The organism is Pseudomonas sp. R3-41, assembly GCF_054161485.1.
Genome location: NZ_CP096421.1, coordinates 6,537,719 through 6,563,578, shown reverse-complemented (window position 1 = coordinate 6,563,578; position 25,860 = coordinate 6,537,719). Strand labels below are relative to the sequence as shown.

At 60.0% G+C, this 25,860-nt stretch carries 26 protein-coding genes, 2 tRNA genes and 1 pseudogene; 8 read left to right on the top strand and 21 right to left on the bottom strand.

The features are described from left to right. Positions 1-1,233 precede the first annotated feature (1,233 nt). The 11 genes from M1D99_RS28360 to vapB form a co-directional block, all read right to left on the bottom strand. Complete coding sequence (locus M1D99_RS28360) at positions 1,234-2,562, bottom strand: tyrosine-type recombinase/integrase (RefSeq protein ID WP_458131132.1); 1,329 nt, start codon at positions 2,560-2,562, stop codon at positions 1,234-1,236. A gap of 164 nt (positions 2,563-2,726) precedes the next feature. Then, positions 2,727-2,802: transfer RNA gene (locus M1D99_RS28355), tRNA-Thr, on the bottom strand. 75 nt (positions 2,803-2,877) lie between these two features. Continuing rightward, the gene (locus M1D99_RS28350) at positions 2,878-3,702 is read right to left on the bottom strand and encodes an FkbM family methyltransferase (protein ID WP_458131131.1); all 825 of its coding nucleotides are present in this window, start codon (positions 3,700-3,702) and stop codon (positions 2,878-2,880) included. Positions 3,703-4,033: 331 nt separating this feature from the next. Further along, positions 4,034-5,266: a methyltransferase gene (locus M1D99_RS28345; protein WP_458132172.1), complete on the bottom strand. Its 1,233-nt coding sequence runs from the start codon at positions 5,264-5,266 to the stop codon at positions 4,034-4,036. Beyond that, positions 5,247-5,936: an ABC transporter permease gene (locus tag M1D99_RS28340; protein ID WP_039592683.1), complete on the bottom strand. Its 690-nt coding sequence runs from the start codon at positions 5,934-5,936 to the stop codon at positions 5,247-5,249. The genes M1D99_RS28345 and M1D99_RS28340 overlap by 20 nt, the downstream gene beginning before the upstream one ends. After that, entirely contained in the window at positions 5,933-6,628 is a 696-nt protein-coding gene (locus tag M1D99_RS28335) for an ABC transporter permease (RefSeq protein ID WP_186707263.1), read from the bottom strand. Before M1D99_RS28335 ends, M1D99_RS28340 begins: the two co-directional genes overlap by 4 nt. Before the next feature lie 78 nt (positions 6,629-6,706). After that, positions 6,707-7,459, bottom strand: coding sequence for an ABC transporter substrate-binding protein (locus M1D99_RS28330; protein WP_186707262.1), 753 nt, complete (start codon positions 7,457-7,459; stop codon positions 6,707-6,709). A gap of 13 nt (positions 7,460-7,472) precedes the next feature. Then, positions 7,473-8,246, bottom strand: coding sequence for an ABC transporter ATP-binding protein (locus M1D99_RS28325; protein ID WP_079301527.1), 774 nt, complete (start codon positions 8,244-8,246; stop codon positions 7,473-7,475). 301 nt (positions 8,247-8,547) lie between these two features. Next, positions 8,548-9,048, bottom strand: coding sequence for a hypothetical protein (locus M1D99_RS28320; RefSeq protein ID WP_434572985.1), 501 nt, complete (start codon positions 9,046-9,048; stop codon positions 8,548-8,550). A gap of 175 nt (positions 9,049-9,223) precedes the next feature. Then, the gene (gene vapC, locus M1D99_RS28315; RefSeq protein WP_458131130.1) at positions 9,224-9,643 is read right to left on the bottom strand and encodes a type II toxin-antitoxin system tRNA(fMet)-specific endonuclease VapC; all 420 of its coding nucleotides are present in this window, start codon (positions 9,641-9,643) and stop codon (positions 9,224-9,226) included. Next, a complete protein-coding gene (gene vapB, locus M1D99_RS28310) occupies positions 9,643-9,873 on the bottom strand; it encodes a type II toxin-antitoxin system VapB family antitoxin (RefSeq protein WP_058546214.1) in 231 nt (76 codons plus the stop codon). The genes vapC and vapB overlap by 1 nt, the downstream gene beginning before the upstream one ends. A gap of 182 nt (positions 9,874-10,055) precedes the next feature. Between vapB and M1D99_RS28305 the strand changes: the two genes are divergently transcribed. After that, on the top strand, positions 10,056-10,505 hold the full coding sequence (locus M1D99_RS28305; protein ID WP_458131129.1) for a carboxypeptidase regulatory-like domain-containing protein: 450 nt from the start codon (positions 10,056-10,058) through the stop codon (positions 10,503-10,505). Positions 10,506-10,514: 9 nt separating this feature from the next. Here M1D99_RS28305 and M1D99_RS28300 read toward each other — a convergent pair whose 3' ends face one another. The 10 genes and pseudogenes from M1D99_RS28300 to M1D99_RS28255 all read right to left on the bottom strand — a co-directional run bounded on the left by M1D99_RS28300 (position 10,515) and on the right by M1D99_RS28255 (position 19,437). Beyond that, the gene (locus M1D99_RS28300) at positions 10,515-10,964 is read right to left on the bottom strand and encodes a hypothetical protein (protein WP_458131128.1); all 450 of its coding nucleotides are present in this window, start codon (positions 10,962-10,964) and stop codon (positions 10,515-10,517) included. Positions 10,965-11,004: 40 nt separating this feature from the next. Beyond that, entirely contained in the window at positions 11,005-13,239 is a 2,235-nt protein-coding gene (locus M1D99_RS28295; RefSeq protein ID WP_458131127.1) for an ATP-binding protein, read from the bottom strand. After that, positions 13,236-13,841 carry a biliverdin-producing heme oxygenase gene (locus M1D99_RS28290; RefSeq protein WP_458131126.1) on the bottom strand — a complete coding sequence of 202 codons (606 nt, stop codon included), beginning with the start codon at positions 13,839-13,841 and terminating at the stop codon, positions 13,236-13,238. The genes M1D99_RS28295 and M1D99_RS28290 overlap by 4 nt, the downstream gene beginning before the upstream one ends. An 84-nt stretch (positions 13,842-13,925) precedes the next feature. Beyond that, positions 13,926-14,498 (bottom strand): annotated as a pseudogene (locus M1D99_RS28285) (PDDEXK nuclease domain-containing protein); the annotation flags it as partial. A 278-nt stretch (positions 14,499-14,776) separates the two neighbouring features. Then, positions 14,777-15,184, bottom strand: coding sequence for a hypothetical protein (locus M1D99_RS28280; RefSeq protein WP_250961883.1), 408 nt, complete (start codon positions 15,182-15,184; stop codon positions 14,777-14,779). Between the two features lie 65 nt (positions 15,185-15,249). Beyond that, positions 15,250-15,579, bottom strand: a complete 330-nt coding sequence (locus M1D99_RS28275; protein ID WP_434572975.1) for a DHCW motif cupin fold protein — start codon at positions 15,577-15,579, stop codon at positions 15,250-15,252. A 115-nt stretch (positions 15,580-15,694) separates the two neighbouring features. Further along, a tRNA-Phe gene (locus M1D99_RS28270) sits at positions 15,695-15,770 on the bottom strand. Between the two features lie 102 nt (positions 15,771-15,872). Next, entirely contained in the window at positions 15,873-16,145 is a 273-nt protein-coding gene (locus M1D99_RS28265; protein ID WP_003186755.1) for an oxidative damage protection protein, read from the bottom strand. Next, a complete protein-coding gene (gene mutY / locus M1D99_RS28260; RefSeq protein WP_434572973.1) occupies positions 16,142-17,209 on the bottom strand; it encodes an A/G-specific adenine glycosylase in 1,068 nt (355 codons plus the stop codon). Before mutY ends, M1D99_RS28265 begins: the two co-directional genes overlap by 4 nt. Then, a complete protein-coding gene (locus M1D99_RS28255) occupies positions 17,206-19,437 on the bottom strand; it encodes an AsmA family protein (protein ID WP_434572971.1) in 2,232 nt (743 codons plus the stop codon). The genes mutY and M1D99_RS28255 overlap by 4 nt, the downstream gene beginning before the upstream one ends. Positions 19,438-19,823: 386 nt before the next feature. Between M1D99_RS28255 and M1D99_RS28250 the strand changes: the two genes are divergently transcribed. From M1D99_RS28250 to M1D99_RS28220, 7 genes are all read left to right on the top strand, one after another. Next, entirely contained in the window at positions 19,824-21,485 is a 1,662-nt protein-coding gene (locus tag M1D99_RS28250; RefSeq protein ID WP_186707250.1) for an OFA family MFS transporter, read from the top strand. A gap of 283 nt (positions 21,486-21,768) precedes the next feature. Continuing rightward, on the top strand, positions 21,769-22,362 hold the full coding sequence (gene hisB, locus M1D99_RS28245) for an imidazoleglycerol-phosphate dehydratase HisB (protein WP_186707249.1): 594 nt from the start codon (positions 21,769-21,771) through the stop codon (positions 22,360-22,362). After that, a complete protein-coding gene (hisH, locus tag M1D99_RS28240) occupies positions 22,362-23,000 on the top strand; it encodes an imidazole glycerol phosphate synthase subunit HisH (protein ID WP_458131125.1) in 639 nt (212 codons plus the stop codon). The genes hisB and hisH overlap by 1 nt, the downstream gene beginning before the upstream one ends. Further along, a complete protein-coding gene (locus M1D99_RS28235; RefSeq protein WP_030141479.1) occupies positions 23,000-23,254 on the top strand; it encodes a DUF2164 domain-containing protein in 255 nt (84 codons plus the stop codon). Before hisH ends, M1D99_RS28235 begins: the two co-directional genes overlap by 1 nt. A 42-nt stretch (positions 23,255-23,296) precedes the next feature. Further along, the gene (gene hisA, locus M1D99_RS28230; protein WP_434572968.1) at positions 23,297-24,034 is read left to right on the top strand and encodes a 1-(5-phosphoribosyl)-5-[(5-phosphoribosylamino)methylideneamino]imidazole-4-carboxamide isomerase; all 738 of its coding nucleotides are present in this window, start codon (positions 23,297-23,299) and stop codon (positions 24,032-24,034) included. 9 nt (positions 24,035-24,043) lie between these two features. Continuing rightward, positions 24,044-24,814, top strand: a complete 771-nt coding sequence (hisF, locus tag M1D99_RS28225) for an imidazole glycerol phosphate synthase subunit HisF (protein ID WP_072409089.1) — start codon at positions 24,044-24,046, stop codon at positions 24,812-24,814. 63 nt (positions 24,815-24,877) lie between these two features. Then, entirely contained in the window at positions 24,878-25,624 is a 747-nt protein-coding gene (locus M1D99_RS28220) for a substrate-binding periplasmic protein (protein WP_186707247.1), read from the top strand. Positions 25,625-25,860 lie beyond the last annotated feature (236 nt).

Sequence of the window (25,860 nt, the reverse complement as noted above, 5' to 3'; positions counted from 1 at the left end):
GAGTACGCATGGGTTACTTCCCTTGCTGATTGGGTTTGCCCGCGCTGGAACTCCTGCGCGAGACATGTGTGGCCCAAGCGGGCCGAGACGGAATATAAGGCAAAGGGCCATCGCCCGGAAGGCTTAGACACGTATCCGATTTTTCTTTTTTGAGATGTCAGCCGGATGCGTGGGCCGCTATTCGAGAAAGCTCCGCGCTAAAAAAACCTGGATTCCCTATGGAAGTCGTGATGACCGCCGCGGAACATGTCTTTCAGCGCCTGCGGTCCTGCGCAGCTCAGTTGCCAGCCGTAACCAGAATTACGGCCATCGCGCCTACCCACCAATGCCATGTCAGTCACCTCATCTTCCGTTCTCCAGTCCTCGCCCCACGTCATCCCGCCAAGAATGTTGAGTGTTATCAGGGATCAAGGCCCCTGCGACCTGTGGGGATGTCCTCTAACGCGGGACTGGCGGCTCCTTACGACCGGGAGCTTGGGCATCTCATGATCTGGCCTCCTGAGCACTTCCGAGGAAGTGGGCGGGTGGAGGCTGCACTGGTTGACGAGACCAGCACCGCGAGATCCTGAGTCGGGTGAAGGCAGTGATGTGATGACCGGGGCGTGCCTGACTGTCAGTCAGGTGCAGTCCATTCCCTGGGCTGCGGCACCATCATCTGCATCGCTGTTGCTGGTGACTTCGGTGTTTGTCACGCCGATTGTCACGAGGGGGAATGCCGCAAAGCCTTGTACGAGTTGGGCTGCAGCAGCAGTTGGATCGCCCGTCTCTTTCCGGGAGAAAGAGACGGGCGCAGGTTGGCGCAGTGAAATGGCCAAGCGGAAAGGTTGCTGCAGGGCAGCTGGGTAGGGGGATGTATTTGCCGCAATGGCAACGATCTGAAGAAGGCATCCATCACTCGGTGAGTGACCGTGCGAGCCGCCGGACGCTAATCGCACTTTGGGAGAACCACCACGGTGTGGCGTAGCCTCAAAGGTTCTGGCTACCTGGGTTGCTGTCGACGACAGCGCTTTGCCCGATCTTTTCTACGCCTGTGGATAATTTGGGTCAAGGCTCGAATTTTCGGGAATTCTGCGGCTGTGGATGAAATTACCCACCGGTGGAAATCTGTGGTTTTCCACAGACAGTTTGCGTGGGCTTTAGATTTTTTAAGTGAGGTCCATCCAAGCGGGGCGGCTTTGCAGCCCCGCTTGGATGGACCCGCGTGGAAGGGCGGACTGCGGTGATCTCATTGGCTTACCCACGTTTGGATGCGCCACGGCTATTTTGTAGGGCTGTGATGTTGTCGCCGACTGGGTGAGCGAATTCGTGGGGTGTCACATGCCCATGGCGGTTGGCGTCGATGTAGTTGCTCCACCACGCCATGATCAGCCTGCGCTGTTCGAGGAATTCGGCCTTGTGGATATACGCGGCACGCACACGGTTGCGTTCCTTGTGGCTCATTTGTCTTTCGATGGCTGCGTCGGTCCATAACCCGGACTCCAGCAGAGCGCTACAGGCCATGGTCCTGAAGCCGTGGCCGCACACCTCCTTGCTGGTGTCATAGCCGACGTTGCGGAGCATGGTGTTCACCGTATTCTCGGACATGGGCTTCCAGTACTTGTGGTCGCCCGGTAGCACCAACTCTGAAAAGCGACTGAGGCTGCGCAGGCGCTCCAGTATTTCGATGACCTGCGGGGACAGCGGAACCATTTGAATGTCGCCGTTCATCTTGGTACCGCGTGTGGAGTTGCGTACCCCTTCAATCGATGCACGCGTATCGGGGATTTCCCACATGGCGCGTTGGAGGTCGAACTCACTCCATCGCGCGAAGCGCAGTTCGCTGGAGCGGACGAATACATGCAGCGTCAACAGGACGGCAAGGCGTGTCAGCTCGCGGCCGTTGTAGTTGTCGATACGGTGTAGCAGTTCGGGTAGGCGGTTGAGGGATAGGGCCGGGCGATGGACTGTGCGCGGCGCGTGAATCGAGCCTGCCAGATCCAGTGCAGGATTCATGGTGATCTGCCGAGCCCTTTTGGCCCCGCGCATGATGGTGGATAAGTAGTTCTGTACCCTTAACGCTACATCCATGGTGCCGCGTTCCTTGATGCGCTGGGTGATCTCTAGAAGGTCGTGGGTATCGAGCTCGGCGATGGGCCGTTGGCCGATCAGCGGGAAGACGTGGGTACGCAGTCGGCTCATCACGGTTTTTGCGTGTCCTTCGGTCCAGCGACGGGACATGTCGGCGTGCCACTCCAGAGCAACGGTTTCGAAAAGCAATGCCGCCCGCTGGGCTACGATCTTGGCCTTCTTTTTTTCTTCCATTGGGTCGAGGTTGTCTAGCAGCAACGCCTTGGCTTCGTCTCGCTTACGCCGTGCGACGGAAAGGGTAACGATGGGGTAATTGCCGATGATGAGCGTACCTTCCTTGCCGCTGGGCTTGGTGTACTTCAAGCGCCAGGTCTTTACGCCATTGGGCTTGACGAAAAGGTACATGCCGCCGCCGTCGAACAGTTTGTAGGCGCGTTCGCGGGTTTTGGCCGTGCGGCATTGCAGGTCGCTGAGGGGGATCGCTAGACGTGGCATAGGGGTACGCGCTCCTGACCGGAAAATCGCAGTACCTCTAACATACCCTCGGGGAAGGGGGATTTTGTTGGATCCCGACAGAGGGTCCTGGAACGAAAAAACCCGCCAAAGGGCGGGTTTTCGGGGCTTCCAGGGCATTCAGTGGAATGCAATGGAGCCTAATGTGGTGCCGGCACCAGGAGTCGAACCCGGGACCTACTGATTACAAGTCAGTTGCTCTACCAACTGAGCTATACCGGCGTGTGGGCGACGATTATAGCGATTGGGCGCGTTCTGTAAACCCCTGAATTCTGACTATTTTTGCATGACCCATGCTCAAGCGCGGCGCAGCAGGGTGCGTACTTTCTGCAAGGCTCGCCACGCACGGCTGTTTTGCATGGCGTGAAGTTGGGCTTCGGCCTGTTCCGCCCGTTGCACTGCGGCGCTGAGCTGTAGGTCTGCATCGTCGACGGGGTGGCTGAGTTTGTGGCCTTTGCAAAGTTGAAAGCCGTCGAGGTTGCACGGGGGGATGTCGAAGGCGGGTTTGAGGGCCAGGTGTTCTTCGGCGAGGTAGTAGGTGTTGATTCCGTCGAACAGGATGGATTGGTAGCCGGCGTCGGTTACCAGGTTTTCCCAGGTCTGGTCGCGGGTCCATGGGGTTTCGATGAGGATGATCCAAGGGCGCCAGCGGCTGAAGTCCATGCCGCGCAGCACGGTTTCTTCATGGCCTTCGACGTCGATTTTCAGGAAGTGGATGGGGCGGTCCTGGGCGTATTGCTCGCAAATGGAGGCCAGGGTGCGGGATTGGACGGTCTGGGTGCGCACGTCCATGCCGGCGTCGCGGTGTTGTTGGGCGACGCTGGTTTCTACTGTGGATAAGCCTGTGTCGGCGATGGTGTAGAAAGTCAGGCTGTCGGCGTTTTCGCCGGCCACGCATTGCAGGTTGATGTCGTCCGGGCGTTGTTGGCAGAGTGCGTCGTGGTAGGCCGGTACCGGTTCGATGTTGATGCCGCGCCAGCCGCGGTCGTAAAACGCGCGGGTGACCGAATCATCTGTCGGATGGTTGGCGCCGACGTCGAGGTAAAAGCCGTTTTCCACCGATTGAAGGGCGCGCCACAGGCGTATGTCTTCGAAGTTTTGTGCGTAGGAAATGAACGTCACGGCCAGTCCTTGAGTGTGTCGGCATTGTGTCAATCACGATACGTGGGGCTGTTGTATAGCACGGGCGCGGTGGACGCAATTATTGGCGCGGGGCAGCACTGAATTCGGCGGTTATGTCGTTTTGCTTAGACGCTTATGCACAACGGGCTGGATGACGCGCAGGGTATCTTGCGATTTTGTGACCGCTTTCGCGTTTCGTCGCAAATACCTGTTTTCATGGTTTTTTATCCATATGAACAAAAAATGACCAATGCTGATTCGGTCAGGAAATCGCGGATTTCTTGGATCCGAGTTTATTTCATCAACAGAGTTATCCACAGGCTGTTTCGTCTCAGTAACGCTCTGCCAGCAACAGAAGATTGCGCGGCGTCAGGGGTGTTTCGCAGAAGGTGCCAAGGCGAACGTCGTAGCCCTTTTGCGTGAGCAAAAGTGCTCGGTCCAGCACCAGCCAAAGCTCCAGTGGCCGTCGGAAAAGGCCTCGCAGCAACTCCAGGTTGCGCACCTCGGCCAGGCGCTGGTGACCTGCTGCTTCCAGAGCGACCCAATCAGGCGTGCCGACTGTGGATAAGTCTTTCAGGGCCGCCAGATCGGTGCAGTACTGGGCGAAGGATTTTTCCAGCCAGGCGCTGGGCAACGACGGGGTGGGCAGGTAGTCGTCGCACCCTCTGATCTGCCGTTGCAGGAGGTCGAAACCCAGGCGCCAGGCCATCGATTGGTCCCGCTGTCTTCTTACACGCGCGCCAGCGGTGACGGTTTCGGTCTGCGGCAGGCCGAGATCGTCGAGTGATAGCTGTAGGGCAGAGACGTTGGCTGCGTCGGACAGCGCTTGATAGCGCTCGCTGCTGATGCGGTTGTAACAGCATGGCGCGATAGCCAGTTGTGCACAGCCAGCGGCGCTGGCCAGGTGCATCAGGCGCACATGCAGGTCGCCGCAGGCGTGCAGGGCCACGGGGGTGTGTCCCGGATGCAGTGCCTGGGCCGCGTCCGCCGCGAGCACATCTTGTTGCAGGTGCGTGGCGGGCAGGTAATGGCGCTGGCTCAACAATTGGCCGCTGGCGACCAGCGTAGGATCGTACTCCAGGCAGGTCAGTTGCTGCTCACCTTGCACCAAGCGGCGACCGAGATGGCCTTTGCCGGCGCACCAATCGAGCCAGTGAGTTGGCTGGGTGGCGAAGTGCAAGCGGCTGGCGAAGGCTTCGATCTGTTGCCATTTACGCCCGGGTACGTCGACGTTCAGGCGATGGCTTGGCGCTTCGAGCGTGTTGGCGGGTAATGCTGCGACAGCGCTCAACGCGCGAGAGGTAGCGGCCAGTTCCGGGAAGGGCGCTGGCGCGTCTTCCATCAACCATGGCTGGTGATGATCGTGTTCCGCCGCTTCCAGCGATCGCTGGCGTAGCCATTGGGCCAATTGCGGGTGGGATGTTTCCCAAGGCAGATGCAGATGGGTGAACGGACGTGGTTTCCACAGTGCCTGGTGCGCTGTGAGAAAAACCTCCAGCGCCGTGAAGCGGGCGAGCAGTGCCTCGCCCGTCAGAACGCCGCTGTCAGCGTCCTTGGCAGGCATCGACACGCAACCAGCGTTCCAGTTGCTTGAAACCTTGAACCAGGACGAAGGACATCAGCAGGTAGAACATACCCGCCGCGAAGAAGATCTCCACCGGCATATAGGTCCGGGCAATGATGGTGCGGGCCATGCCGGTGAGTTCCAGCAGGGTCACGGTGCTCGCCAGGGCGCTGGCCTTGAGCATCAGGATCACTTCGTTGCTGTAGGCCGGCAGGCCGATGCGCGCGGCGCGGGGCAGCATGATGTAGAACAGCGCCTTGGGCCGCGACATGCCCAAGGCCCGCGCGGCTTCGATCTCGCCACGGGGGATGGCCTGGATCGCGCCGCGCAGGATCTCGGCGATGTAGGCAGCCGTGTGCAGGGTCATGGTGGCCGTGGCGCACCAGAACGGATCCCGCAGGTACGGCCACAGCGCGCTACTGCGCACGGCATCGAATTGCGCCAGGCCGTAGTAGACCAAAAACAGCTGGACCAACAGCGGTGTGCCACGGAAAAAGAAGATGTAGGCGTAGGGCAATGCCCGCACCTGCCACAGGCGCGAAGAGCGGGCGATGCCCAGTGGAATCGCCAGCAGCAGCCCGGCGATCACGGCGATGGCCACCAGTTCCAGGGTCAGCGTCGCGCCCTGGGCCAGCTTCGGCAGCCACTTGATGATGACGTCCCAGTTCATTGGGTGCTCCTGGCAAATCCACGGGCGGCGCGTCGTTCCAGCAGGTGCATGCCGATCATGGCGAGCACCGTCAGGCCCAGGTACATGAAGGCGGCGACCATATAGAAGGTGAACGGTTGCTTGGATACGGTCACGCCGATTTGCGCATGGCGCATGATTTCTTCCAGGCCGATCACCGAGACCAGCGCGGTGTCCTTCATCAGGATCATGAACAGGTTGCCCAGGCCAGGCAGGGCGATGCGCCACATTTGCGGCATGATCAACCGGGTGAAGATCCGCCACTTCGACAGGCCGAGGGCGACGCCGGCCTCGCGGTGGCCCTTGGGGATCGCCAGGATCGCGCCGCGAAACACTTCGGTGGCGTAGGCGCCAAAGCACAGGCCCAGGGCAATGACCCCGGCGGCGAAGGCGTCGAGGGCGAGGTCGGGGTTGCCGAAATACTCACCCAGGGCACGCATCAGGTTGACGGTACCGAAATAGATCAGCAGTACCCAGAGTAATTCCGGGATGCCGCGAACCAGCGTCGAATAGGTGCCGCCCAGCCATTGCAGCGGCTTGTGCGGCGAGGTCTTGGCCAAGGCGCCGAGCAGGCCGAGTACCAGCCCCAGGCAGAGGGCCGTGAGCGCCAACTTGACGGTCATCAGCGCGCCGGCGGCAAGCGCCGGGCCGAATCCGTAGAGATCGATCATCATGGGTAGGAATTCATATCGCGGCAGGCTTTGCTAAGGGCCGGCGCCGCCAGAGAGCTGCGCCGGCCAGGCACGTCAATATCAATAGATATTGAACGGGAAGTACTTGTCGTTGATCTTTTTATAGGTGCCGTCGGCCACGATTTCTTTCAGGGCAGCGTTCAGCTTGTCGCGCAGCGGATCACCCTTGCGCACGGCGATACCGATCTTGTCGCTTTCCACCACCGGGTCGCCCTTGAATTCGTAAGCACGGCCAGCATCGGTTTTCAGCCAGTCGTAGTTCACGTATTTGTCCGCCAGGATCGCGTCGACGCGGCCGGAGGTCAGGTCCAGGTAGGCGTTATCCTGGGTGTCGTAAAGCTTGGTGGTGATGTCGCTGCCCATTTCATCTTCCAGCCAGGTGCCGGCGAGGGTGGAGCGTTGTGCCCCGATGACCTTGCCGTTGAGTGAGGCTTTATCGGTTTTGAAGTCGACATTTTTTGGCGCGATGAATTGCAGTTTGTTGGAGTAGTACGGGTCAGTGAAGTCCACGGCCTGCTTGCGTTCTTCAGTGATCGACAGCGACGAGACCAGGAAGTCGAACTTCTTGGCATTCAGGGCCGGGATGATGCCGTCCCAGTCGGAAGTGACCACTTCGCACTCGACTTTCATCTTGGCGCACAAGGCATCGCCAATGTCCTTATCGAACCCTACGACCTGGCCGCTGGCGTCCTTGTTGTTGAACGGCGGATAGGCCGCTTCGATGCCCATCTTCAGTTTTTCGGCCGCCATGGCGCTGGCCGAGAAGACCAGGCTGGCCGCTGCGGCCATGAGGAATTTCTTGTAGGTCTGCATGTGTACTGCTCCGTTAGCGGTTGCTGGACATGAATTGTTTGCAGCGCGCCGAAAGCGGGTTCTCGAAGACCTGCTGTGGCGATCCTTGCTCCTCGACCAGGCCTTGATGAAGAAACACGATTTCGCTGGAAACCTGACGGGCGAAGCCCATTTCATGGGTGACCAGCAGCATGGTGCGTCCTTCTTCGGCCAGGGCGCGGATCACACTAAGTACTTCCTGGACCATTTCCGGGTCAAGGGCGGAGGTGGGTTCGTCGAACAGAATCACCTTGGGCTGCATCGCCAGGGTGCGGGCGATGGCGGCGCGTTGTTGCTGGCCGCCGGACAGCTCGGCCGGGTAGGCGTGGCGCTTGTCGGCGATACCGACCTTGGCCAGCAGCGCTTCGGCCACTTCGACGGCTTCGGCCTTGCTCTGGCCAAGCACCCGGCGCGGGGCTTCGATGATGTTATCGAGCACGCTCATGTGCGGCCAAAGGTTGAAGTTCTGGAAGACAAAACCGATCTCGCTGCGCAGGCGATTGATCTGTTTGCCGTCGGCGGCCACCAGTTCACCGTTTTTCGCGGCCTTGAGCTTGAGCTCTTCGCCAGCCACCAGGATCTGGCCCTGGTTGGGGTTTTCCAGCAGGTTGATGCAACGCAGGAATGTGGACTTGCCGGACCCGGAGGATCCGAGGATCGAGATCACATCGCCGTCGCGGGCGGTCAGCGAGACGCCTTTGAGCACCTCCAGCTGTCCGTAGCGTTTGTGCAAATTGCGGATTTCAAGCGCGGGCGTGGCCTGGGCCATGTGCGGTCCTCATGGTATGTGCTCCCTTGCTGTTGGCAGCCTTCCTTGGCGAGGCGGCCAAGCTAGCATGCGTCCGAATGGCCGCCAACAGCGCGACGGGCGGTAAACCGGTGATGTGCGGCAGGTTGTCGCATCGGCACAGCAGACTGTCGCGCCATCAACAACCGAACGGCCGTTTGAACTTTGGTTACCGGTGAAAGGCCTGGGGAGTCGCGTAAAAAAAGGCGCGATGGTGCCAGCTTTGGGCGGGGGTTGGAAGGGTTAACCGGATGAGCGTTGCCGCAATCAAAAGTCTGTTGGGTTATTCGGGAGCGTCCTCCAGATCCCACAGTATTTTGAGCACCTCTTTGAAGCTGGCTTTTGCAGTTACGAAATCCGCCTGCACTTCAGGGCTGTGAAGCCAATCTTCCGCTGCTTCCTGATCGATATCGTCAGCCCACTTTCGGTAAGCGACCAGGGTGTTTTCGGTCAGAATCTGGACCGCCATGGCTTCGTTTTCAGCATTTTCATTATCCAGCAGCTCGGGCTGTTCACTCGTCATGGCAAGAAGTAATCCCATCATCCTGACCATCATGTCGATGCGCCCCGCCTCTTCTTCGGCGTCTCGCATTTCATAAAACAGCGACAGGAAGTCTCTGGGGCGTTCTGCGAATTCGTCTTGCAGGGCATCCAGGAAGTAGGGATCGTCGTATTCGGGAAGATCAAACGTGGTGGCAGCAGGCTTTGTACGACTGACGCGTATTTGCTTGGCTTTTGCTTTTGCACGCTTGGCGCGTTTTTGTTGCTTGTTCGCGGAGGCCATGGGTGTGGTTCCGTTACTCGTTAAAGAAAGTGGCCCTAAAACTTGTGGAAGCGAGCTTGCTCGCGATAGCGGCAGAAAAGCCAACGCAGATGTGAAGTTGATGGCCTCATCGTGAGCAAGCTCACTCCCATAGGAGGCTCGATGGAGCGGTTTTTTTAACTTCAAACCACCGAAGTTACAACCCCGGCTTCGGCGCAGTGCTCCAATCTTCGATGCGCAGTCCGGGGACTCTTTCGAATTCTTTCAGGTTATTAGTGACCACGATCAGCCCGAGGGAACGGGCATGGCCAGCAATCATCTGGTCGTAGGGGCCGATTGGTCTGCCAATCTTTGCCAACTCTGCCCGGATCATTCCGGTATGTGCTGCAGCCTTATAACCAAAAGGTAAAACCTCAAGTCGGGCACAGAACCCTTCGATGACGCTGAGATTTTTCTCTGGGGCGGATGATTTTTCTGCACCGTAGATCAACTCCATCAGCGTGACGGCGCTGATGCAGAGCTGGCCGTGATGACGATTGAAGGCTTCTCTAACGACCTGAGGTTTGTTCTTGATGGTGAAAATACAGACGTTGGTGTCGAGCATGAATTTGATCATCAGAAAGACTCGCGCTCCTGATCGGCAGGCTGCTCACGCTCTGCCATGAAGTCTGCTGTCGCGCTATCGCCGTCGAACCAGCTGTCCCACGCTTCGCCGGCCGGTGTAATGATGCGCGCTCTGCCTATGGCGATCACATCTACACGCTTTACGTCGCTTGGCATCGCCACTGCTTTGGGGAGCCGGACCGCTTGGCTGCGGTTGCTCATGAAAAGGGTGGTTTGTTCCATGTGCAGTCCTCCACTAAATGCAATGGGAAGCATAGGATAATGAAGGGATATGTCAATGGGATATACCGGCTGCAGGAATGATCTCGTCCTAGCCAATAGTCCTAATCGATCTAAACCTCAACGCGCAGCTGTGCTCCAACAAAAACTCATGTGAGTTGTTTCCAGAACTTGGAGTCCTCGCCATGAAGCTCATTCATTATGTCGTATTACCTTTCATCGCCATCAGCGTTCTGCTGTTCCCCATCGCCCTCAACGCCACCAACCTGACCTCTGTAGACAACACAGGCGTCCAAGTCCAACCCATGCAGCAGAACGGCATCACTTATCTGTCCGGCGGTATCGGCGAGGACGAAGCCCGGGCCATCGAGCAGGCCCAGGGTTACAACTTGCACATGACCTTTGCGATCGGCCCGGAAAACAAATACGTCCCGGACGTGGACGTGACCGTGCAAAAGGTATCGGGAGAAATAGTGCTGACCCTCAGCGATGCAGGGCCGCTGGTTTATGTGCAACTGCCACCGGGCAAGTACAACGTGGTGGCGACGCGCAATGGTGAAGCGCGGCGCGACACGGCTGAGGTAGGCAGCGGGGCCGCGCGCAAACTGGTGTTCCATTGGAACAGTGACGAATAGCCGGCCGGCTTATTCGGCGGCGGATTCTTTTTCCAGGACTTGGCGATAGCGGTCCAGCGCCTCGCTGAAGTCCTTGATGAACTCCGGTGTGCTAAGCCAGCGCTGGGCGGTCTCGCGGTCCATCTCATCGACCCACATGCGGTAGTCCACCAACATGTCGGCGGCCAGGTTGGTCGCCGCCATGCTTTCGTTTTCGGCGTTTTTCAGGTCGAGCAGACCCGGGCGTTCGATGATCATTTCGCTAACATTTGCCAGCAGCGTATCAAGCATTTCACTGCGGCTGATGGCCTCGGCGTCGCGCAACTTGGCGAACAATTCCAGCACGTAGACTGGAGGCTGGGCGGTGGCGTGGGCCGGGTCGCCATACATCGGGATCGATTTGCGCCCGGTCATGCGGATTTGCTTGGCTTTGTCTTTGGCGCGCTTGGCGCGTTTTTGCTGTTTGTTCAGTGAGGCCATTGGGCTTCGGTTTCCAATTCGTTAGGGGACGGTGCCCGGCTCAGTCGATTTTCGGCACGGTAAAGCGGAATTCGCTGCCCTGGCCTGGCCGGCTTTCGGCGTGCAGTTTACCGCCATGGGCCTGGACAATCCCCTTGGAAATGTACAACCCCAGCCCGGTGCCGTTCGGGTTGCCTTCCTTGGTCGTCCAGTAGCGCTCGAAAACATGAGGCAATTGCTCTGGCGCAATTCCTTCACCGGTGTCGCGGACACTGAACACGATCTCGTTACCGACGGACATCGCACTGATCCCCACCGAGCCCTGTTGCGGCGTGAACTTGATGGCATTGCCGATCAAGTTGGACAGTACCTGGAACAGCCGCTCGGGGTCGGCGTTGATCCGCAGGTTGGGTTCGGCATGGAAGGACATATCGATGGCCTTGGCGGTGGCCAGCGGTGTCAGCAGCGAACAGGCGTCTTCGAAGATCTGGCTGACATTAGTCGGCTGGGGATTGATGGTGTAGCGCCCGGCATCGATGCGCGAGGTGTCTAGCAGGTCTTCAAGCAGCGCGTTCATGCGGCTGGTGGCCTGCTGCATGGTATCGATGGCGGAAGAGATTCGTTTGGAGCTGTGGGAGCCGTCGGAGCTGAAGGCCTTTTGCATCATGCCGCAGAGCATGGAAATGACCGTCATCGGGCTGCGCAGGTCATGGGACACCACGGCCACCAGTTCATCGCGGGCTTGCACGGCCTGGCGTTCCTTTTGCACCTGACGGGCCAGGTCGTTTTCCAGGGCCGAGCGCCGCAGGTCGTTGGCGGCGAACAGATCGCCATGGGTCCATTGGGTGCTGATGCCGGCCATTTCGACTTTCCAGATCTCGAAAGATGTCCGGGGTCGCAGGCGCAGGCCGGTCTCGCTGTTTTCCAGGTCCAGGGGTTTTTGCGGGTCGCCGCTCCATTGGAGGGTTTGCTTCACTTCGGGACGGAACCACAGCACGCCGTTTTCTACCGGTTTGGGCAGGTGGATCGCCAACACGCCGCTCGCCACATCCTGATAAGCCTTGGCAGGTGCGAAGACGCTGCCCAGGTTGTGGTGGGCGAACACCGGTTGGCCGGTTTCCAGAATCCATTGGTGCAGCTCGCGGATTTGCTCAGGTTCCGGGCATTGGCCGTGGCGATGCAGCTTGTTGTCCTCGAAAATCGCGACACCGCCGGCCCCGGTCAGGTCCATGAGGCGTTGCGGCTCGTGGGACAAGCCATCGAAGACATTGTCGCTGGACTCGACCATGGCAGTGGCGAGGACCTTGAGGTCTTCCAGCTTGGCGTCCCGTTGCCGGGTGAGTTCCAGCGCCTGCATGGCGCTGATCTGCAGCGACAGCACCTGGCCGATAGTCTGGCAGGCCATGCGCATTTCATGGGGCACCAGCAATGGCTGGCGATTGCCGCAACTGATCAGCCCCCACAAGCGCTCGCCGTCCATCAACGAGATGCTCATGGACGACAACACGCCCATGTTTTTCATGTACTGACGGTGGATCGGCGAGACGCTGCGCAATGTGGCAAAGCTCAGGTCCAGGGGCGCCAGGGTGTCGGGCCGCAGCTCCGGGACCAGCGGCACCGGTGCGTAGTCGGCGTTGGGGATGATCCGCAGCCAGTTGGTGCGATACAGCTCACGGGCCTGTTCGGGAATATCCGACGCTGGGAAAAACAGCCCTTTGTAGAGTTCCATTGAAGGTGCGCTGGCCTCGGCGATCACCTGGCCGTGGCCTTCTTCCTCGAAGCGATAGATCAGCACCCGGTCGTAACCGGTCATGGCCTGGATTTCCCGCACGCTGATTTCATACAAGGCCTGGAGGGTCTTCGCACTTTGCAGGCGTTGCAGCATGCGGCCCAGGTTGGCCTCGCCGCTGACGCCTTCGGGACGATAGTCGCTCAGGTGCTGTTCCAGTTCGACGATCAGGGCCCCCTGATGGCGATGCACCAGGGCATCAAAGCGCTGCTGGTTCACGACAATGGCCACGGGCACGTTGTCGCTATCCGGGGCGGCGCGACAGGCGACGAGGATCGCCTCGGCCTGTTCCAGCCCCAACAGTGCGTCGAGGGTCTGGCCCAACAGCCTGTGGGGATCGTGCGCCATCAATTGCAACACGTTGGCACTGACCTGACGGATCACGAAATCGGGCTCGGACAGCATCAACAACACACCATGAGGCTGGATGGCCCCGGGGAAGCGAATCGGTTCGTCTGCGCAATTGGCCAGCAGTTCTTCGAAGGCTTCCTGGTTTTCCGAGGTCATAACAGTACCTTTTGGCTGTCCAGCCAGTGTTCAAAATGAGTGAACGTCGCCTTGGCGGCGCGTGTGACTTCGAGCGTCCGGGCCTCGCCAAGGTTCCTGTCGTCCAGGTATTGGAGGAAATCCTTCCAACGTCGGCCGGTGAGTTCGCCATACACATCGAGAAAGGCCGCGCCACTGGACGCATCAAGACCGAGCTGCTCGGCCACCCTGCGCCGCAGGATCTGCCCGCCGAGGGTTGCGCCTTCCAACACATAGGAAACGCCGAGGGCGGCGGCTCGGGAGTCTATTCGTGGCAGTGCCTGGCAGGTGGGCAGTGCCTCTATAGCGGCGTCATCCAGGCCCAGAGCCGCGAGATCGGCCCGCAATACCGGGAGTTTGATGCGCAAGGATTGGTCCAGCCCGGTTGGAATCAGCGCCAGCCTGTGAAGCCGCTGCTCCAGGGGCTGATAAAAACCGTAGTAGGCCGCCATCAAGCGCCGGTATAGATCCAGGTCCAACTCTGGCGAGAAAAACGGCAGGCGTTTTTCCAGGGCGACGTGCAGCTCCGCGGTTTCGGTCCGCAATGTCTGGATCAAGGAAGGGGGGGAAGAGGCCGGTGACATGCAAGATGGAGCTCATTGACTGGAGCGTTGCTGGAAAAAAAGCGCATCAAGCTTACATGGGTTTTCTGAGTGCGCGATCAGCTTTTATTCCTTGAAGTCACTGCGCCCGATTGCCCCTTCCTCAAGGCGTGCCTGTTCGCGATCCAGCGCGTTGCGCAGCTCTTCTTCGGTGGGGAGCACCAATTGATACTGGCTGGCGAATAGCTGTTCATTGCCCTGCAACACGGAATAACGCGCCACCGACTCATCCTTTTGAGCGCAGAGAATGATGCCCACGGTAGGTTTATCGTCGGGGCCGCGCTTGAGGTCATCGTAGAGACGCACATACATATCCATCTGGCCGATGTCCTGGTGGCTGAGCTCGCCGCGCTTGAGATCGACGAACACAAAGCACTTGAGCAGGTAGTTGTAGAAGACCAGGTCGATGTAGAAGTCTTTGCTTTCGGTGCTGATGCGCTGTTGGCGTGCGACGAAGGCGAAGCCCTTGTCCAGTTCAAGGAGGAAGCCCTGCAGATAGTCGATCAAGGCCTGCTCCAGTCCCCTTTCCAGAAGGGGACCAGCAAGGGGCAGCCCGAGGAGTTTCAGGACTGCCGGATCCCTGATGACGTCCTCTGTACCGAGGTTCATTTCCCTGATATGGGTGATGGCCTTCTGGCGAGCCTGACGAATCAGCTCGCCGAGTTCGTTGATCAAGGGGGCAAGCTGTGGGTCATCCTGGGGCAGCAGTGGCGTCATCGCGGTATCCAGCCATTGAGAGGGGGCGGACCGCAAGGATGCTCCAGGCGACGTTTCGATGATGCCGGACGGGGCTGATTGCTTGGAGGGAAAAATAACTGATTTATGCAGGACGGGGATGACGCCGTCCTATGTCCGTTGGCCTTGGTGTGTAGGAGCTATCCCTACAGCCTGTAGTCAAGCGCGAGTCCCTTCGCTGCTCAGACCTTACCTTGCGCCAGAGCCTGGGAGGCAGCGACATAGTCAGCCTGGAATTGCTTGCTCTCCACCCAGTCCAGCGCCGTCTGCTCATCGACACCCGTGGTCAGGCGGCGATATTCGATCAGGGCGGTAATGATGAAGTCAGTGGCTTCTTCCTCACCTTCCTGCTCCAGCACCAACTCCAGCAGTGGATGGCCCAGGAAGGCCGTGCACATGGCCTGTTGGCTGATCTTTTCGGCGGCACCCATCAGTTGGAACAGGTCCGATAGGTCCACGGTTTCCAGATCGATGCGCTCATCGTTCGGGTCGAGGAAGTCATTCGGCGCAGTGGCGCGCTTAACCCGGTTCTGCTTGGCTTTCACCTTGGCGCGCTGGTTTCGTTTCTGCTGTTTGTTGACCGATGCCATGGGTCGGTTCCTTGCTGGAAAATAAGGCCACCTATCCTACAGCTTCAACGCGGACGCTTCGAATCTCAATCCACGATGAAGAGCGTAGCCCCCGACGAAGTGGAGGATCGATGGGGTTCGGCCTGGTCGGCGACCTGGTAGCTCATGCCGGCCTTGAGCAAAAATTGCCGACCGTCTTCGAGTTCAGTATTGAGCTCGCCCTTGAGGCAAAACAGGATATGGCCCTTGGTGCACCAATGGTCGGCCAGATACCCGGCCGTGTATTCCACCATCCGCACCCGAATGTTTCCGAATTGCCGCGTGCGCCAATAGGCAGTTCCGGTGACGCCCTTGTGCTCGGTGGGTTCGATGGTTGACCAATCGGTGGTGCCGAAGGGAATGCCCGTGATGTCCATGTCGACTCGCTTGCTGGAGGGGAGCGGACGAATGTAGCTGAGTCGTTAAGGCGGAGGAAGAAAATCCAGGCAATAAAAAACCCCGATCAATTACTTGATCGAGGTTTTCGGTATTTGGTGCCCAGAGACGGAATCGAACCGCCGACACGGGGATTTTCAATCCCCTGCTCTACCGACTGAGCTATCTGGGCAACGGGGCGCATTAAACGGGTTTTTCAGGGGGGCGTCAAGCAAGTTTTCAAAAAATATTTAATTATTACCGTCGCTTACGATCCGCCCCCGCGCTGAACAGCTTATTCGGACGGCGGTACGTAGCCTTCGGCCTTGGCGTATTCTTCGCCGGAAAAGAACTTGTCCATCTCGCCCTGAAGGTATTTGCGATCTTCGGCGTTCATCATGTTCAGGCGCTTTTCGTTGATCAGCAGGGTCTGGTGTTTCTGCCAGTCGCCCCAGGCCTTGGCCGAGACGTTGTCATAGATGTCCTGGCCCTTGGCGCCCGGGAATGGGGCACGCTCCAGGCCTTCCAGTTGTTCTTTGTACTTGCGGCACATGATGGTGCGGGTCATTGCAACTCTCCTGCGTTCATTACGGCGGCCGCGCGTTCGAGCAAGGTTTTGACCGGGGCGGCAAGGCCCAGGCGCGGCGGGGTGGCGAGGTTATACCAGAGCCAGTCGGCCTCGGCCACGTGATGGCCGGTTTCCCGGACCCGGACCAGCCAGGGTTCGATCGCCAGCTGGAAGTGGCTGAAGGTGTGCACCAGGCCCGGCATTTCGTGTTGGCTGCCCAGTTCCAGCGAGTGTTGCAGGGCCAGGTGCTGCAAGTCGTCGAGGTCGTCGAGTTCCGGCAGGCTCCACAGCCCGCCCCACAGCCCGGTGGAAGGGCGACGGTAAAGCAGGATCGCGCCCTCGTGGTTGGCCAGCATTGGCATCAAGGTGCGCTTTTTCGGCACCTCCTTGCGCGGCTTGGGGATCGGGTAGCGGGTTTCCAGGCCCAGCATATGCGCCTCGCAGCCTTGCTTCAGCGGGCAGAGCAGGCAACTGGGCTTGCTGCGGGTGCAGAGCGTGGCGCCAAGGTCCATCATCGCCTGGGTGTAGGCGTTGACTCGGTCCTGCGGCGTGAAGCGCTCAGCGGTGGCCCAGAGCTGTTTCGCCACCTTGGGTTCGCCTGGGTAGCCTTCCTGGGCGGTGAAACGCGCCAGCACCCGCTTGACGTTACCATCGAGGATCGGCGCCCGCAGGCCCATGCTGATGCTGGCGATGGCGCCGGCGGTGGACAGGCCGATGCCCGGCAACTCGGTGAGTTTTTCCACGTCCCGGGGGAATTCGCCGCCGTACTGCTCGACGACGATTTTCGCGGTCTTCTGCAAGTTGCGCGCACGGGTGTAGTAACCCAGCCCGGTCCACAGGTGCAGCACTTCGTCCTCCGGCGCGGCGGCCAAGGCTTGAACGGTGGGCAGCGAGGCCATGAACCGGTCAAAGTAATTGAGCACGGTGCTGACCTGGGTCTGCTGCAACATGATTTCCGAGACCCACACCCGATAGGGCGAGATGCCTTGTTGCCAAGGCAAATCGTGACGCCCGTGGCGGTCGAACCAATCCAGGACGGCCGTGGAAAACTGCTCGGCTCTCATCGCTTGAACAGCCCCTTGAGCGCATCTTTCAGTTCGGGGCTGACCTTGTCGCCGAGCTTCTCATCGATCTTGTCGCCGAGCCGGTCGCCGGCCAGCTTCGCCGCGACCTTGCCCAGCCCGTCGTTGTCCAGGCGGCAGGCCTTCGCCCCCAGCTCCAGGGGACCGCGGCAGCGCAACGGCCATTCGACGTCGACATAGCGCTCGTTGACCTGGCAGGCCGGGTCGGGCATGTCGCTCTTGTCGCCTTCGACGATGACGCCGACACGGTAGTCCATGCCCAGCACTCGCAAGTCGATGTCGCCGTTGCCGTTGACGGTCATGCCGGGGATGCGGACTTTCAGGTCCGGGTTGTGGGCAACGCCATTGTTGAAGGTGAGATTGCCGTTGAGTTGCTGGAACGGCGTGTCCTTGCCCCGGGGGTCGCCGCTGAGGGACTTGCGATTGAGGGTGGCGATGCCTTTGCACAATTGCTGTTCAAGGTTGGCATTGAGCAGCACGCCATCGTTGATGACGAACCCGGCGTTGCCGTTGAGGCTGTCGATCAGGGCCTTCTGGCTATTGCCATTGGCGGTTATTGTGCTGTTGAGCGTGACCAGGCCTTTGACCGGCGGATTCTTGCCCTGGCTTTCGATGATCTTCTCGGCGGGGACCCGGTTGATGCGGGTTTGCAGGCTCAACTGTGGCGTAGGCTGACGTACATCCAGGGTGCCCTTGGTTTCGAAGTTGCCGCTGTACAGGTCACCCCGCAGGTTCTCCAGGGTCAGCAGGCCACCCAGGCCGCTGGCCTTGAGCGCGGCGTTCTCGATCGGCAGTTTATCGAGGGTCAGTTGCCCGAAGGTCAGGTCGGCATCGAGGTCCAGCTTGCCCAGGCGCTCCACCGGAAACAGCCGATCGTTACTCCAGGCACCCTGGGTCGGAGCGCTCGGCAACGGTGTGCTGCCGGCACCGGCCATGGCGCTGGCTTCGGTGTTGCTGACTTCAGCCTCACGGGCCGCCTTGGAACTGTCGGCTTCGGCGGATTTTGGCGGCAGGTAGCGGTCGACGTTGAAGGTGTCGGCCTTGAGCTGCACGCGCAAGGCCTGCTTGGCAAAGTCTGCCACGGCGATACGACCGCTGAAGTGGCTGTCGTCGACCTTCAGGTTGATGTCGTTGAGTTCGACGCTGCTTGGCGTGCCGGCAATGCGGCTGGCCAATTCGACCTTGCTCAGGCTGCCTTCGGCCATGGCCGGGAGTGTCTGGCCGACGCTGTCGATGAACTTCGCCAGATCGAACTGGGCGATCGATATTCCGCCATTCAATTGCGGGGTCTTGTCGAGGTCGTTGACCTTCAGCTCACCGAGGGCGCGCAGTTGGTTGAGCGACAGCTTGATGCCGGTCCATTCGGCGACGTTGGCCGCCTTGTCCAGGAACAGTTGGCCTTGGGCAGCGAAATTCAGGGTCTTGCCCTGCAACGGGTCGCCGGTGGCCTCGCCGGACAGTTTCAGGTCTTCGAACTTGTAGCGCTGCAAGGCGCGCTCGAAGCGCAGTTCACCGGTCACTTCGGTGCGTACGCGCACGGCCGGCTGGTTGCTGGACAGGAATGCAGTCAGGGTCACCGGAATATTGGTGGAGTCGTGGACCGGGCCGGTGCTCAGTTGGATGCTTTCGGCGGTGAACAGCTTGCCGGTCTGCTCGTCGGTGTATTCGACCCGGGCGTTGTTCACGGTCAGGCTGTCGATGTCCAGGCGGGTCGGCTGGGCAGGTTTTTCTGCCGGGGTGCTAGCAGGCGGGGCTGGCTGTTCGGCCGGCGTCGGTGCCGGGGTGTTCGCCGTCGTCGCGGAGGCCGGCGCTTTACCGATGTCTTCCCAGTTTCCGTGACCGTTCTTGTCACGGTTGAGCCGCAGGTTCAGGCCTTCGACGCGCACATCGCTCATCTGCACTTCCCGGCGCAGCAGCGGGATGACCCGGACCGAAAGACCGAGCATCTGCAGGTCGGCGAAAGGTTGGGTTGGATTGGCCAAGGTCGCGACGCTGGCGTCGTGCAACTCCAGGCCCAGCCATGGAAACAGGCTCCAGCCGATATCGCCATTGAGGGTCAGCTCGATGTGGGCCTTGTCGCGGGCTATCTGGCGGATCTCTTCTTTGTAGTCGTTGGGATCGAACAGGTGGGTCAGGGCAAAGCCCAGGGCCACAATGATCAGCAACAGCCCGAGAAGTACCAGACCCAGGATTTTGCCGAACGCTTTCATGGGCGAATCCTTGTAGGTTGAGTTCAAAATTTAGCCGCGAGTATAACGCCCCGAGTTGGTGGCGCGTTGAGTGATCGTTCTTCCGGCAGGCCTGCCGAACAAAGACCCATGGGGACGGGGCTGGTTTCAGCCGCGGAAAAAATAAATCGTTAGTCCCCTACAGAAAGCGAGCAAGCGTGCGATAAGACAGATGGCACGAAAAAGGTGATATCACTTTGGTTTTTCTGCCACGAGCAAATGGTAACCTTTGCCCGTTCGTCCGTCCTTCTGCGACTTGATGTCGCACACTATGGAGCTTCACCAGAAAATACAGCCATGCCTGCGTGCAATGAAGGCTGAGGGTGATGCGTGGCTGACGAACCATTCCAATAACTGGGGGATACACAATGAGCACGAGCATCACGGCGGGCGGCGTCGCCGACCAGCCAGCGTTCCTCTCCAAGGAGCGCATCATCGCCAAGCCGGGTTTCAACCGGTGGCTGGTTCCACCGGCCGCACTGGCCATTCACCTCTGCATCGGCATGGCCTATGGCTTCTCGGTGTTCTGGTTGCCACTGTCCAAAGCCTTGGGTATCACCAAGCCTGTGGCCTGTGCACCGGATATGAGCTTCATCTCGCAAGTCTTTTCGTCCCAATGTGACTGGCCGATCTCGATGCTCGGCTGGATCTACACCCTGTTCTTCATCTTCCTGGGTTGCTCGGCAGCCATCTGGGGCGGCTGGCTGGAGCACGCCGGGCCGCGCAAGGCCGGCGTTGTATCGGCCTTGTGCTGGTGCGGTGGCCTGCTGATTTCCGCGTTGGGTATCTATACCCACCAGATCTGGCTGATGTGGGTCGGTTCCGGGGTGATCGGTGGTATCGGCCTGGGCCTGGGCTACATTTCCCCGGTGTCGACCCTGATCAAGTGGTTCCCGGACAAGCGCGGCATGGCGACCGGCATGGCGATCATGGGCTTCGGCGGTGGTGCGATGGTCGGTGCTCCGCTGGCTGCTGCGCTGATGAACCACTTCGCTTCGCCGACTGGCGTGGGCGTCTGGCAGAGCTTCCTGGTCATGGCTGCGATCTACTTCGTGTTCATGATCGGTGGCGCTTTGTCGTACCGCGTTCCGCCAACCGGCTGGAAGCCTGAAGGTTGGACTCCGGCACCGAAGAAAGCCGCGAACGCGATGATTACCCATCGCCACGTTCACGTGAACGTGGCCTGGAAAACCCCGCAGTTCCGTCTGGTATGGCTGGTGCTGTGCCTGAACGTATCGGCGGGTATCGGCATCCTCGGCATGGCTTCGCCATTGTTGCAGGAAGTGTTCGGCGGCAAGCTGCTGGGCAATGACCTGCCGTTCGGTCAGTTGGACGCTGTGCAACTGGGCCAGATCGCGGCCATCGCGGCCGGCTTCACCGGTCTGTTGAGCCTGTTCAACATCGGCGGTCGGTTCTTCTGGGCCTCGTTCTCGGATTACCTGGGTCGTAAAAACACCTATTTCGTGTTTTTCGCCCTGGGCTTTGCCCTGTACGCGCTGATCCCGAACCTCGGTCACCTGGGCAGCGTCGCGCTGTTCGTGGCGGCGTTCTGCATCATCCTGTCGATGTACGGCGGCGGTTTCGCCACCGTGCCAGCCTACCTGGCGGACCTGTTCGGTACGCAAATGGTTGGCGCAATCCACGGTCGTCTCCTGACTGCCTGGGCTGCTGCGGGCGTGCTGGGTCCGGTACTGGTGAACTACCTGCGTGAATATCAGTTGAGCATCGGCGTTGAACGTGCCGCGGCCTATGACATCACCTTGTATATCCTTGCCGGCCTGTTGGTGCTGGGTTTCCTGTGCAACCTGCTGGTCCGTCCGGTCGCCGACAAGTACTTCATGACCGACGCCGAACTGGCCGCCGAACAGGCGCTGGGCCATGACAAAGGCGCCGACAGCACCACTTCGCTGGAATGGAAAGCCGCACCGGGCACCAAGCCCCTGGCGATCGCGGCCTGGCTGGTGGTGGGCATTCCGTTGGCGTGGGGTGTGTGGGTGACCCTGCAGAAGACGGCGGTGTTGTTCCGCTAAGACCGTCGCCCTGGCCATCAGGCCAGGGCAGCACAAAATGTGGGAGCGGGCTTGCTCGCGAAAGCGGTGTGTCAGTTAACGATGATGTCGACTGATACGCCGCTTTCGTGAGCAAGCCCGCTCCCACAGTTGTTTATGGGCATGGCTTAGGCTTGTATGGACATGTCTAGCACCGACAGCCCGGACTTCAGCCCGTCAGTGATGTCACCTCTTTTGTTTCTGTTTGCCGCTCGCGCCCCTATAATGGCTGCCTTTTTCGCCCAATGATTTTGCGGAGCTGGTGATGGCCGAACGTAAGGCGTCTGTCGAGCGCGACACTCTGGAAACCCAGATCAAAGCCTCGATCAACCTGGATGGCACCGGTAAGGCCCGGTTTGATATCGGTGTGCCTTTTCTTGAGCACATGCTGGACCAGATCGCCCGTCACGGGCTGATCGACCTGGACATCGTCAGCAAGGGCGACCTGCATATCGACGACCACCACACGGTGGAAGACGTCGGTATCACCTTGGGCCAGGCCTTTACCAAGGCCGTCGGCGACAAGAAAGGCATCCGCCGCTACGGCCATGCCTACGTGCCGCTCGATGAAGCGCTGTCGCGCGTGGTCATCGACTTCTCCGGTCGCCCTGGCCTGCAAATGCATGTGCCCTATACCCGTGCCACCGTCGGCGGCTTCGACGTTGACCTGTTCCAGGAATTCTTCCAGGGCTTCGTCAACCACGCCAACGTGACCCTGCACATCGACAACCTGCGCGGGCACAACACCCACCACCAGATCGAAACCGTGTTCAAGGCGTTCGGCCGCGCGCTGCGCATGGCTGTGGAGCTCGACGACCGCATGGCCGGCCAGATGCCTTCCACCAAAGGCGTCCTGTAATGCAGACGGTCGCGGTTATCGACTACGGCATGGGCAACCTGCACTCGGTGGCCAAGGCCCTCGAGCACGTGGGCGCCGGCAAGGTACTGATCACCAGCGATGCCGACGTGATTCGCGAAGCCGACCGGGTGGTGTTCCCCGGCGTCGGGGCGATTCGTGATTGCATGGCCGAGATTCGTCGCCTGGGCTTCGACAAGCTGGTGCACGAAGTCAGCCTGGACCGTCCATTCCTCGGAATTTGCGTGGGCATGCAGGCCTTGCTCGATCGCAGTGAAGAGAACGACGGTGTCGATTGCATTTCGCTGCTCCCAGGCCAGGTGAAGTTCTTTGGCAAGGGCCTGCATGAAGACGGCGAGCACTTGAAAGTCCCGCACATGGGCTGGAACGAAGTGAAGCAGGCGGTGGATCACCCGCTGTGGCACAACATTCCGGACCTGGCGCGTTTCTACTTCGTGCACAGCTACTACATCGCCGCCGGTAATGCGCGGCAGGTGGTGGGCAGCGGTCACTATGGCGTCGATTTCGCCGCGGCCCTGGCCGACGGTTCGCGCTTCGCCGTGCAATTCCACCCGGAGAAGAGCCATACCCACGGCCTGCAACTGTTGCAGAACTTCGCGGCATGGGACGGGCGCTGGTAATGGCCCGCAAGAAACCGCCGATCCTCACCCTCACGCCCGAGCAGGAGAGTGAAGCGAACCGCAAGATCCAGCGGTTCATGGAGGAACGTTTCGAGCTGGACCTTGGCTCGTTCGAGGCGGCGGAAATTCTTGACCTGTTTACCCGCGAAATTGCTCCGCATTATTACAACAGGGCGATTTTCGATGTGCAGGCGCACCTTAAAGAAAGGTTCGAAAGCATTGAAAGCGACTTGTGGGCGCTCGAGAAAAACTGATTTTCGAGCCAAGCTGAATATTCGTATTTGAAGGTTTGCCAGATGCTGATTATCCCCGCTATCGATCTCAAGGACGGCGCTTGCGTCCGTCTGCGCCAGGGCCGCATGGAAGACTCCACGGTGTTTTCCGATGACCCGGTGAGCATGGCCGCCAAGTGGGTGGAGGGCGGCTGCCGTCGCCTGCATCTGGTCGACCTCAACGGCGCCTTCGAAGGGCAGCCGGTCAATGGCGAAGTGGTTACGGCCATCGCCAAGCGCTATCCGAACCTGCCGATCCAGATCGGCGGCGGCATTCGCTCGCTGGAAACCATCGAGCACTACGTCAAGGCTGGCGTGAGCTACGTGATCATTGGCACCAAGGCGGTGAAAGACCCGGCTTTCGTCGCCGAAGCCTGTCGCGCGTTCCCCGGCAAAATCATCGTCGGTCTGGATGCCAAAGACGGTTTCGTCGCCACCGATGGCTGGGCTGAAATCAGCACCGTGCAGGTGATCGACCTGGCCAAGCGTTTCGAAGCCGACGGCGTGTCTGCCATCGTCTACACCGACATCGCCAAAGACGGCATGATGCAGGGCTGCAATGTCCCGTTCACCGCCGCCCTGGCCGCCGCGACGAAGATCCCGGTCATCGCTTCCGGTGGCATCCACAACCTGGGTGACATCAAGGCGCTGCTCGACGCCAAGGCGCCGGGCATCATCGGTGCGATCACCGGTCGCGCGATCTACGAAGGCACCCTGGACGTCGCCGAGGCCCAGGCCTTCTGCGACACCTATAAAGGCTGAGGACTCACCATGGCGCTGGCCAAACGCATCATCCCTTGCCTGGACGTGGACAACGGCCGGGTGGTCAAGGGCGTCAAGTTCGAGAACATCCGTGATGCCGGCGACCCGGTGGAAATCGCCCGTCGCTACGACGAACAGGGTGCGGACGAGATTACCTTCCTCGACATCACGGCCAGCGTCGATGGCCGCGATACCACATTGCATACCGTCGAGCGCATGGCCAGCCAGGTGTTCATCCCGCTGACCGTGGGCGGTGGCGTACGCACCGTGCAAGACATCCGCAACCTGCTCAATGCCGGGGCCGACAAGGTGTCGATCAACACCGCGGCGGTGTTCAACCCGGAGTTCGTCGGCGAAGCGGCCCAGCACTTTGGCTCGCAGTGCATCGTCGTGGCTATCGATGCGAAGAAGGTCTCCGGCCCGGGCGAAACCCCGCGCTGGGAAATCTTCACCCACGGTGGGCGCAAACCCACTGGCCTGGACGCCGTCGAGTGGGCGAAGAAGATGGAAAGCCTCGGGGCCGGTGAAATCCTGCTGACCAGCATGGACCAGGACGGCATGAAGAACGGCTTTGACCTAGGTGTCACCCGCGCCATCAGCGATGCCCTGGGCATTCCGGTGATCGCGTCCGGCGGCGTCGGCAACCTGCAACACCTGGCCGACGGCATCCTCGAAGGCCATGCCAGCGCGGTGCTGGCGGCGAGCATCTTCCACTTCGGTGAATACACCGTGCCGGAAGCCAAGGCCTACATGGCTCATCGCGGTATCTGCATTCGCTGATCGCTGGACACCATGGCGGGCCCAAGGCACTCTTGGGCACACCATGGATTGCGGTAGCCCGACATGCTCAAACGCCTCGTTCTTGCCTTTGCCGGTGCCACGTTGCTGCTCGCAGGCACCGTCCGTGCCGCTGATACTTCGCTGGTGTTGCTGACGGAAAACTTCCCCCCGTACAACATGGCCAAGAACGGCAAGAACTTCGCCCAGGACGAGAACATCCATGGCATTGCCGTGGACATCGTCCGGGAAATATTCAAGCGTGCCGATATCTCCTACAGCTTGACGCTGCGTTTCCCTTGGGAGCGCATCTACAAACTCGCCCTGGAAAGTCCGGGTTACGGTGTGTTTGTCATGGCGCGGTTACCGGAGCGTGAAAAACTGTTCAAATGGGTCGGCCCCATTGGTCCGGACGACTGGATCTTGCTCGCCAAGGCCGACAGCAAGATCGCCCTCGACTCGCTGGAGCAGGCGCGCCAATACAAGATCGGTGCCTACAAGGGCGACGCGATCGCCGAGACGTTGGCCAAGCAAGGGCTGAAGCCGATGGTCGTGCTGCGTGACCAGGACAATGCCCGCAAGCTGGTCAATGGCCAGATCGACCTGTGGGCCACCGGTGACCCGGCCGGGCGGTACCTGGCGCGACAGGAAGGGGTGAGCGATCTCAAGACTGTGCTGCGCTTCAACAGTGCCGAGCTGTACTTGGCCTTGAACAAGGACGTGCCTGACGACGTGGTTGCCCGGCTGCAAAAGGCCTTGGATGAGCTGCGCAAGGAAGGTGAAGTGGACGCGATCATGGCGCGGTATCTCTAGAACTTCAGCCGCCGCGCTGCTGCCTTCGTCGGATCGCCGCCCGGAGCAGGCTCGCTCCCACAGGTATCGGGGCGACCCCAGATACTGCATTCACCACAGATCAAAATGTGGGAGCGGGCTTGCTCGCGAAAGCGGTGAATCAGCTTGCAGAGGTGTTGAGTGTGCTGGCCCCTTCGCGAGCAAGCCCGCACACAAAGTTGCCTGGGTGTTCACAGATACGATGCCCACCTCAGAAT

Excerpts from the sequence above, each read along its gene's own strand:
- M1D99_RS28340 (WP_039592683.1), bottom strand. The coding sequence starts at position 5,936 with ATGAACTGGGACGTCATCATCAAGTGGCTGCCGAAGCTGGCCCAGGGC.
- M1D99_RS28360 (WP_458131132.1), bottom strand. The coding sequence starts at position 2,562 with ATGCCACGTCTAGCGATCCCCCTCAGCGACCTGCAATGCCGCACGGCC.
- M1D99_RS28320 (WP_434572985.1), bottom strand. The coding sequence starts at position 9,048 with ATGGCCTCCGCGAACAAGCAACAAAAACGCGCCAAGCGTGCAAAAGCA.
- M1D99_RS28345 (WP_458132172.1), bottom strand. The coding sequence starts at position 5,266 with ATGCCTGCCAAGGACGCTGACAGCGGCGTTCTGACGGGCGAGGCACTG.
- M1D99_RS28305 (WP_458131129.1), top strand. The coding sequence starts at position 10,056 with ATGAAGCTCATTCATTATGTCGTATTACCTTTCATCGCCATCAGCGTT.
- M1D99_RS28265 (WP_003186755.1), bottom strand. The coding sequence starts at position 16,145 with ATGACCCGCACCATCATGTGCCGCAAGTACAAAGAACAACTGGAAGGC.
- M1D99_RS28280 (WP_250961883.1), bottom strand. The coding sequence starts at position 15,184 with ATGGCATCGGTCAACAAACAGCAGAAACGAAACCAGCGCGCCAAGGTG.
- hisH (WP_458131125.1), top strand. The coding sequence starts at position 22,362 with ATGCAGACGGTCGCGGTTATCGACTACGGCATGGGCAACCTGCACTCG.
- M1D99_RS28275 (WP_434572975.1), bottom strand. The coding sequence starts at position 15,579 with ATGGACATCACGGGCATTCCCTTCGGCACCACCGATTGGTCAACCATC.
- M1D99_RS28235 (WP_030141479.1), top strand. The coding sequence starts at position 23,000 with ATGGCCCGCAAGAAACCGCCGATCCTCACCCTCACGCCCGAGCAGGAG.
- vapC (WP_458131130.1), bottom strand. The coding sequence starts at position 9,643 with ATGATCAAATTCATGCTCGACACCAACGTCTGTATTTTCACCATCAAG.
- mutY (WP_434572973.1), bottom strand. The coding sequence starts at position 17,209 with ATGAGAGCCGAGCAGTTTTCCACGGCCGTCCTGGATTGGTTCGACCGC.
- M1D99_RS28335 (WP_186707263.1), bottom strand. The coding sequence starts at position 6,628 with ATGATGATCGATCTCTACGGATTCGGCCCGGCGCTTGCCGCCGGCGCG.
- M1D99_RS28325 (WP_079301527.1), bottom strand. The coding sequence starts at position 8,246 with ATGGCCCAGGCCACGCCCGCGCTTGAAATCCGCAATTTGCACAAACGC.
- vapB (WP_058546214.1), bottom strand. The coding sequence starts at position 9,873 with ATGGAACAAACCACCCTTTTCATGAGCAACCGCAGCCAAGCGGTCCGG.
- M1D99_RS28295 (WP_458131127.1), bottom strand. The coding sequence starts at position 13,239 with ATGACCTCGGAAAACCAGGAAGCCTTCGAAGAACTGCTGGCCAATTGC.
- hisF (WP_072409089.1), top strand. The coding sequence starts at position 24,044 with ATGGCGCTGGCCAAACGCATCATCCCTTGCCTGGACGTGGACAACGGC.
- M1D99_RS28220 (WP_186707247.1), top strand. The coding sequence starts at position 24,878 with ATGCTCAAACGCCTCGTTCTTGCCTTTGCCGGTGCCACGTTGCTGCTC.
- M1D99_RS28250 (WP_186707250.1), top strand. The coding sequence starts at position 19,824 with ATGAGCACGAGCATCACGGCGGGCGGCGTCGCCGACCAGCCAGCGTTC.
- M1D99_RS28290 (WP_458131126.1), bottom strand. The coding sequence starts at position 13,841 with ATGTCACCGGCCTCTTCCCCCCCTTCCTTGATCCAGACATTGCGGACC.
- hisB (WP_186707249.1), top strand. The coding sequence starts at position 21,769 with ATGGCCGAACGTAAGGCGTCTGTCGAGCGCGACACTCTGGAAACCCAG.
- hisA (WP_434572968.1), top strand. The coding sequence starts at position 23,297 with ATGCTGATTATCCCCGCTATCGATCTCAAGGACGGCGCTTGCGTCCGT.
- M1D99_RS28300 (WP_458131128.1), bottom strand. The coding sequence starts at position 10,964 with ATGGCCTCACTGAACAAACAGCAAAAACGCGCCAAGCGCGCCAAAGAC.
- M1D99_RS28330 (WP_186707262.1), bottom strand. The coding sequence starts at position 7,459 with ATGCAGACCTACAAGAAATTCCTCATGGCCGCAGCGGCCAGCCTGGTC.
- M1D99_RS28255 (WP_434572971.1), bottom strand. The coding sequence starts at position 19,437 with ATGAAAGCGTTCGGCAAAATCCTGGGTCTGGTACTTCTCGGGCTGTTG.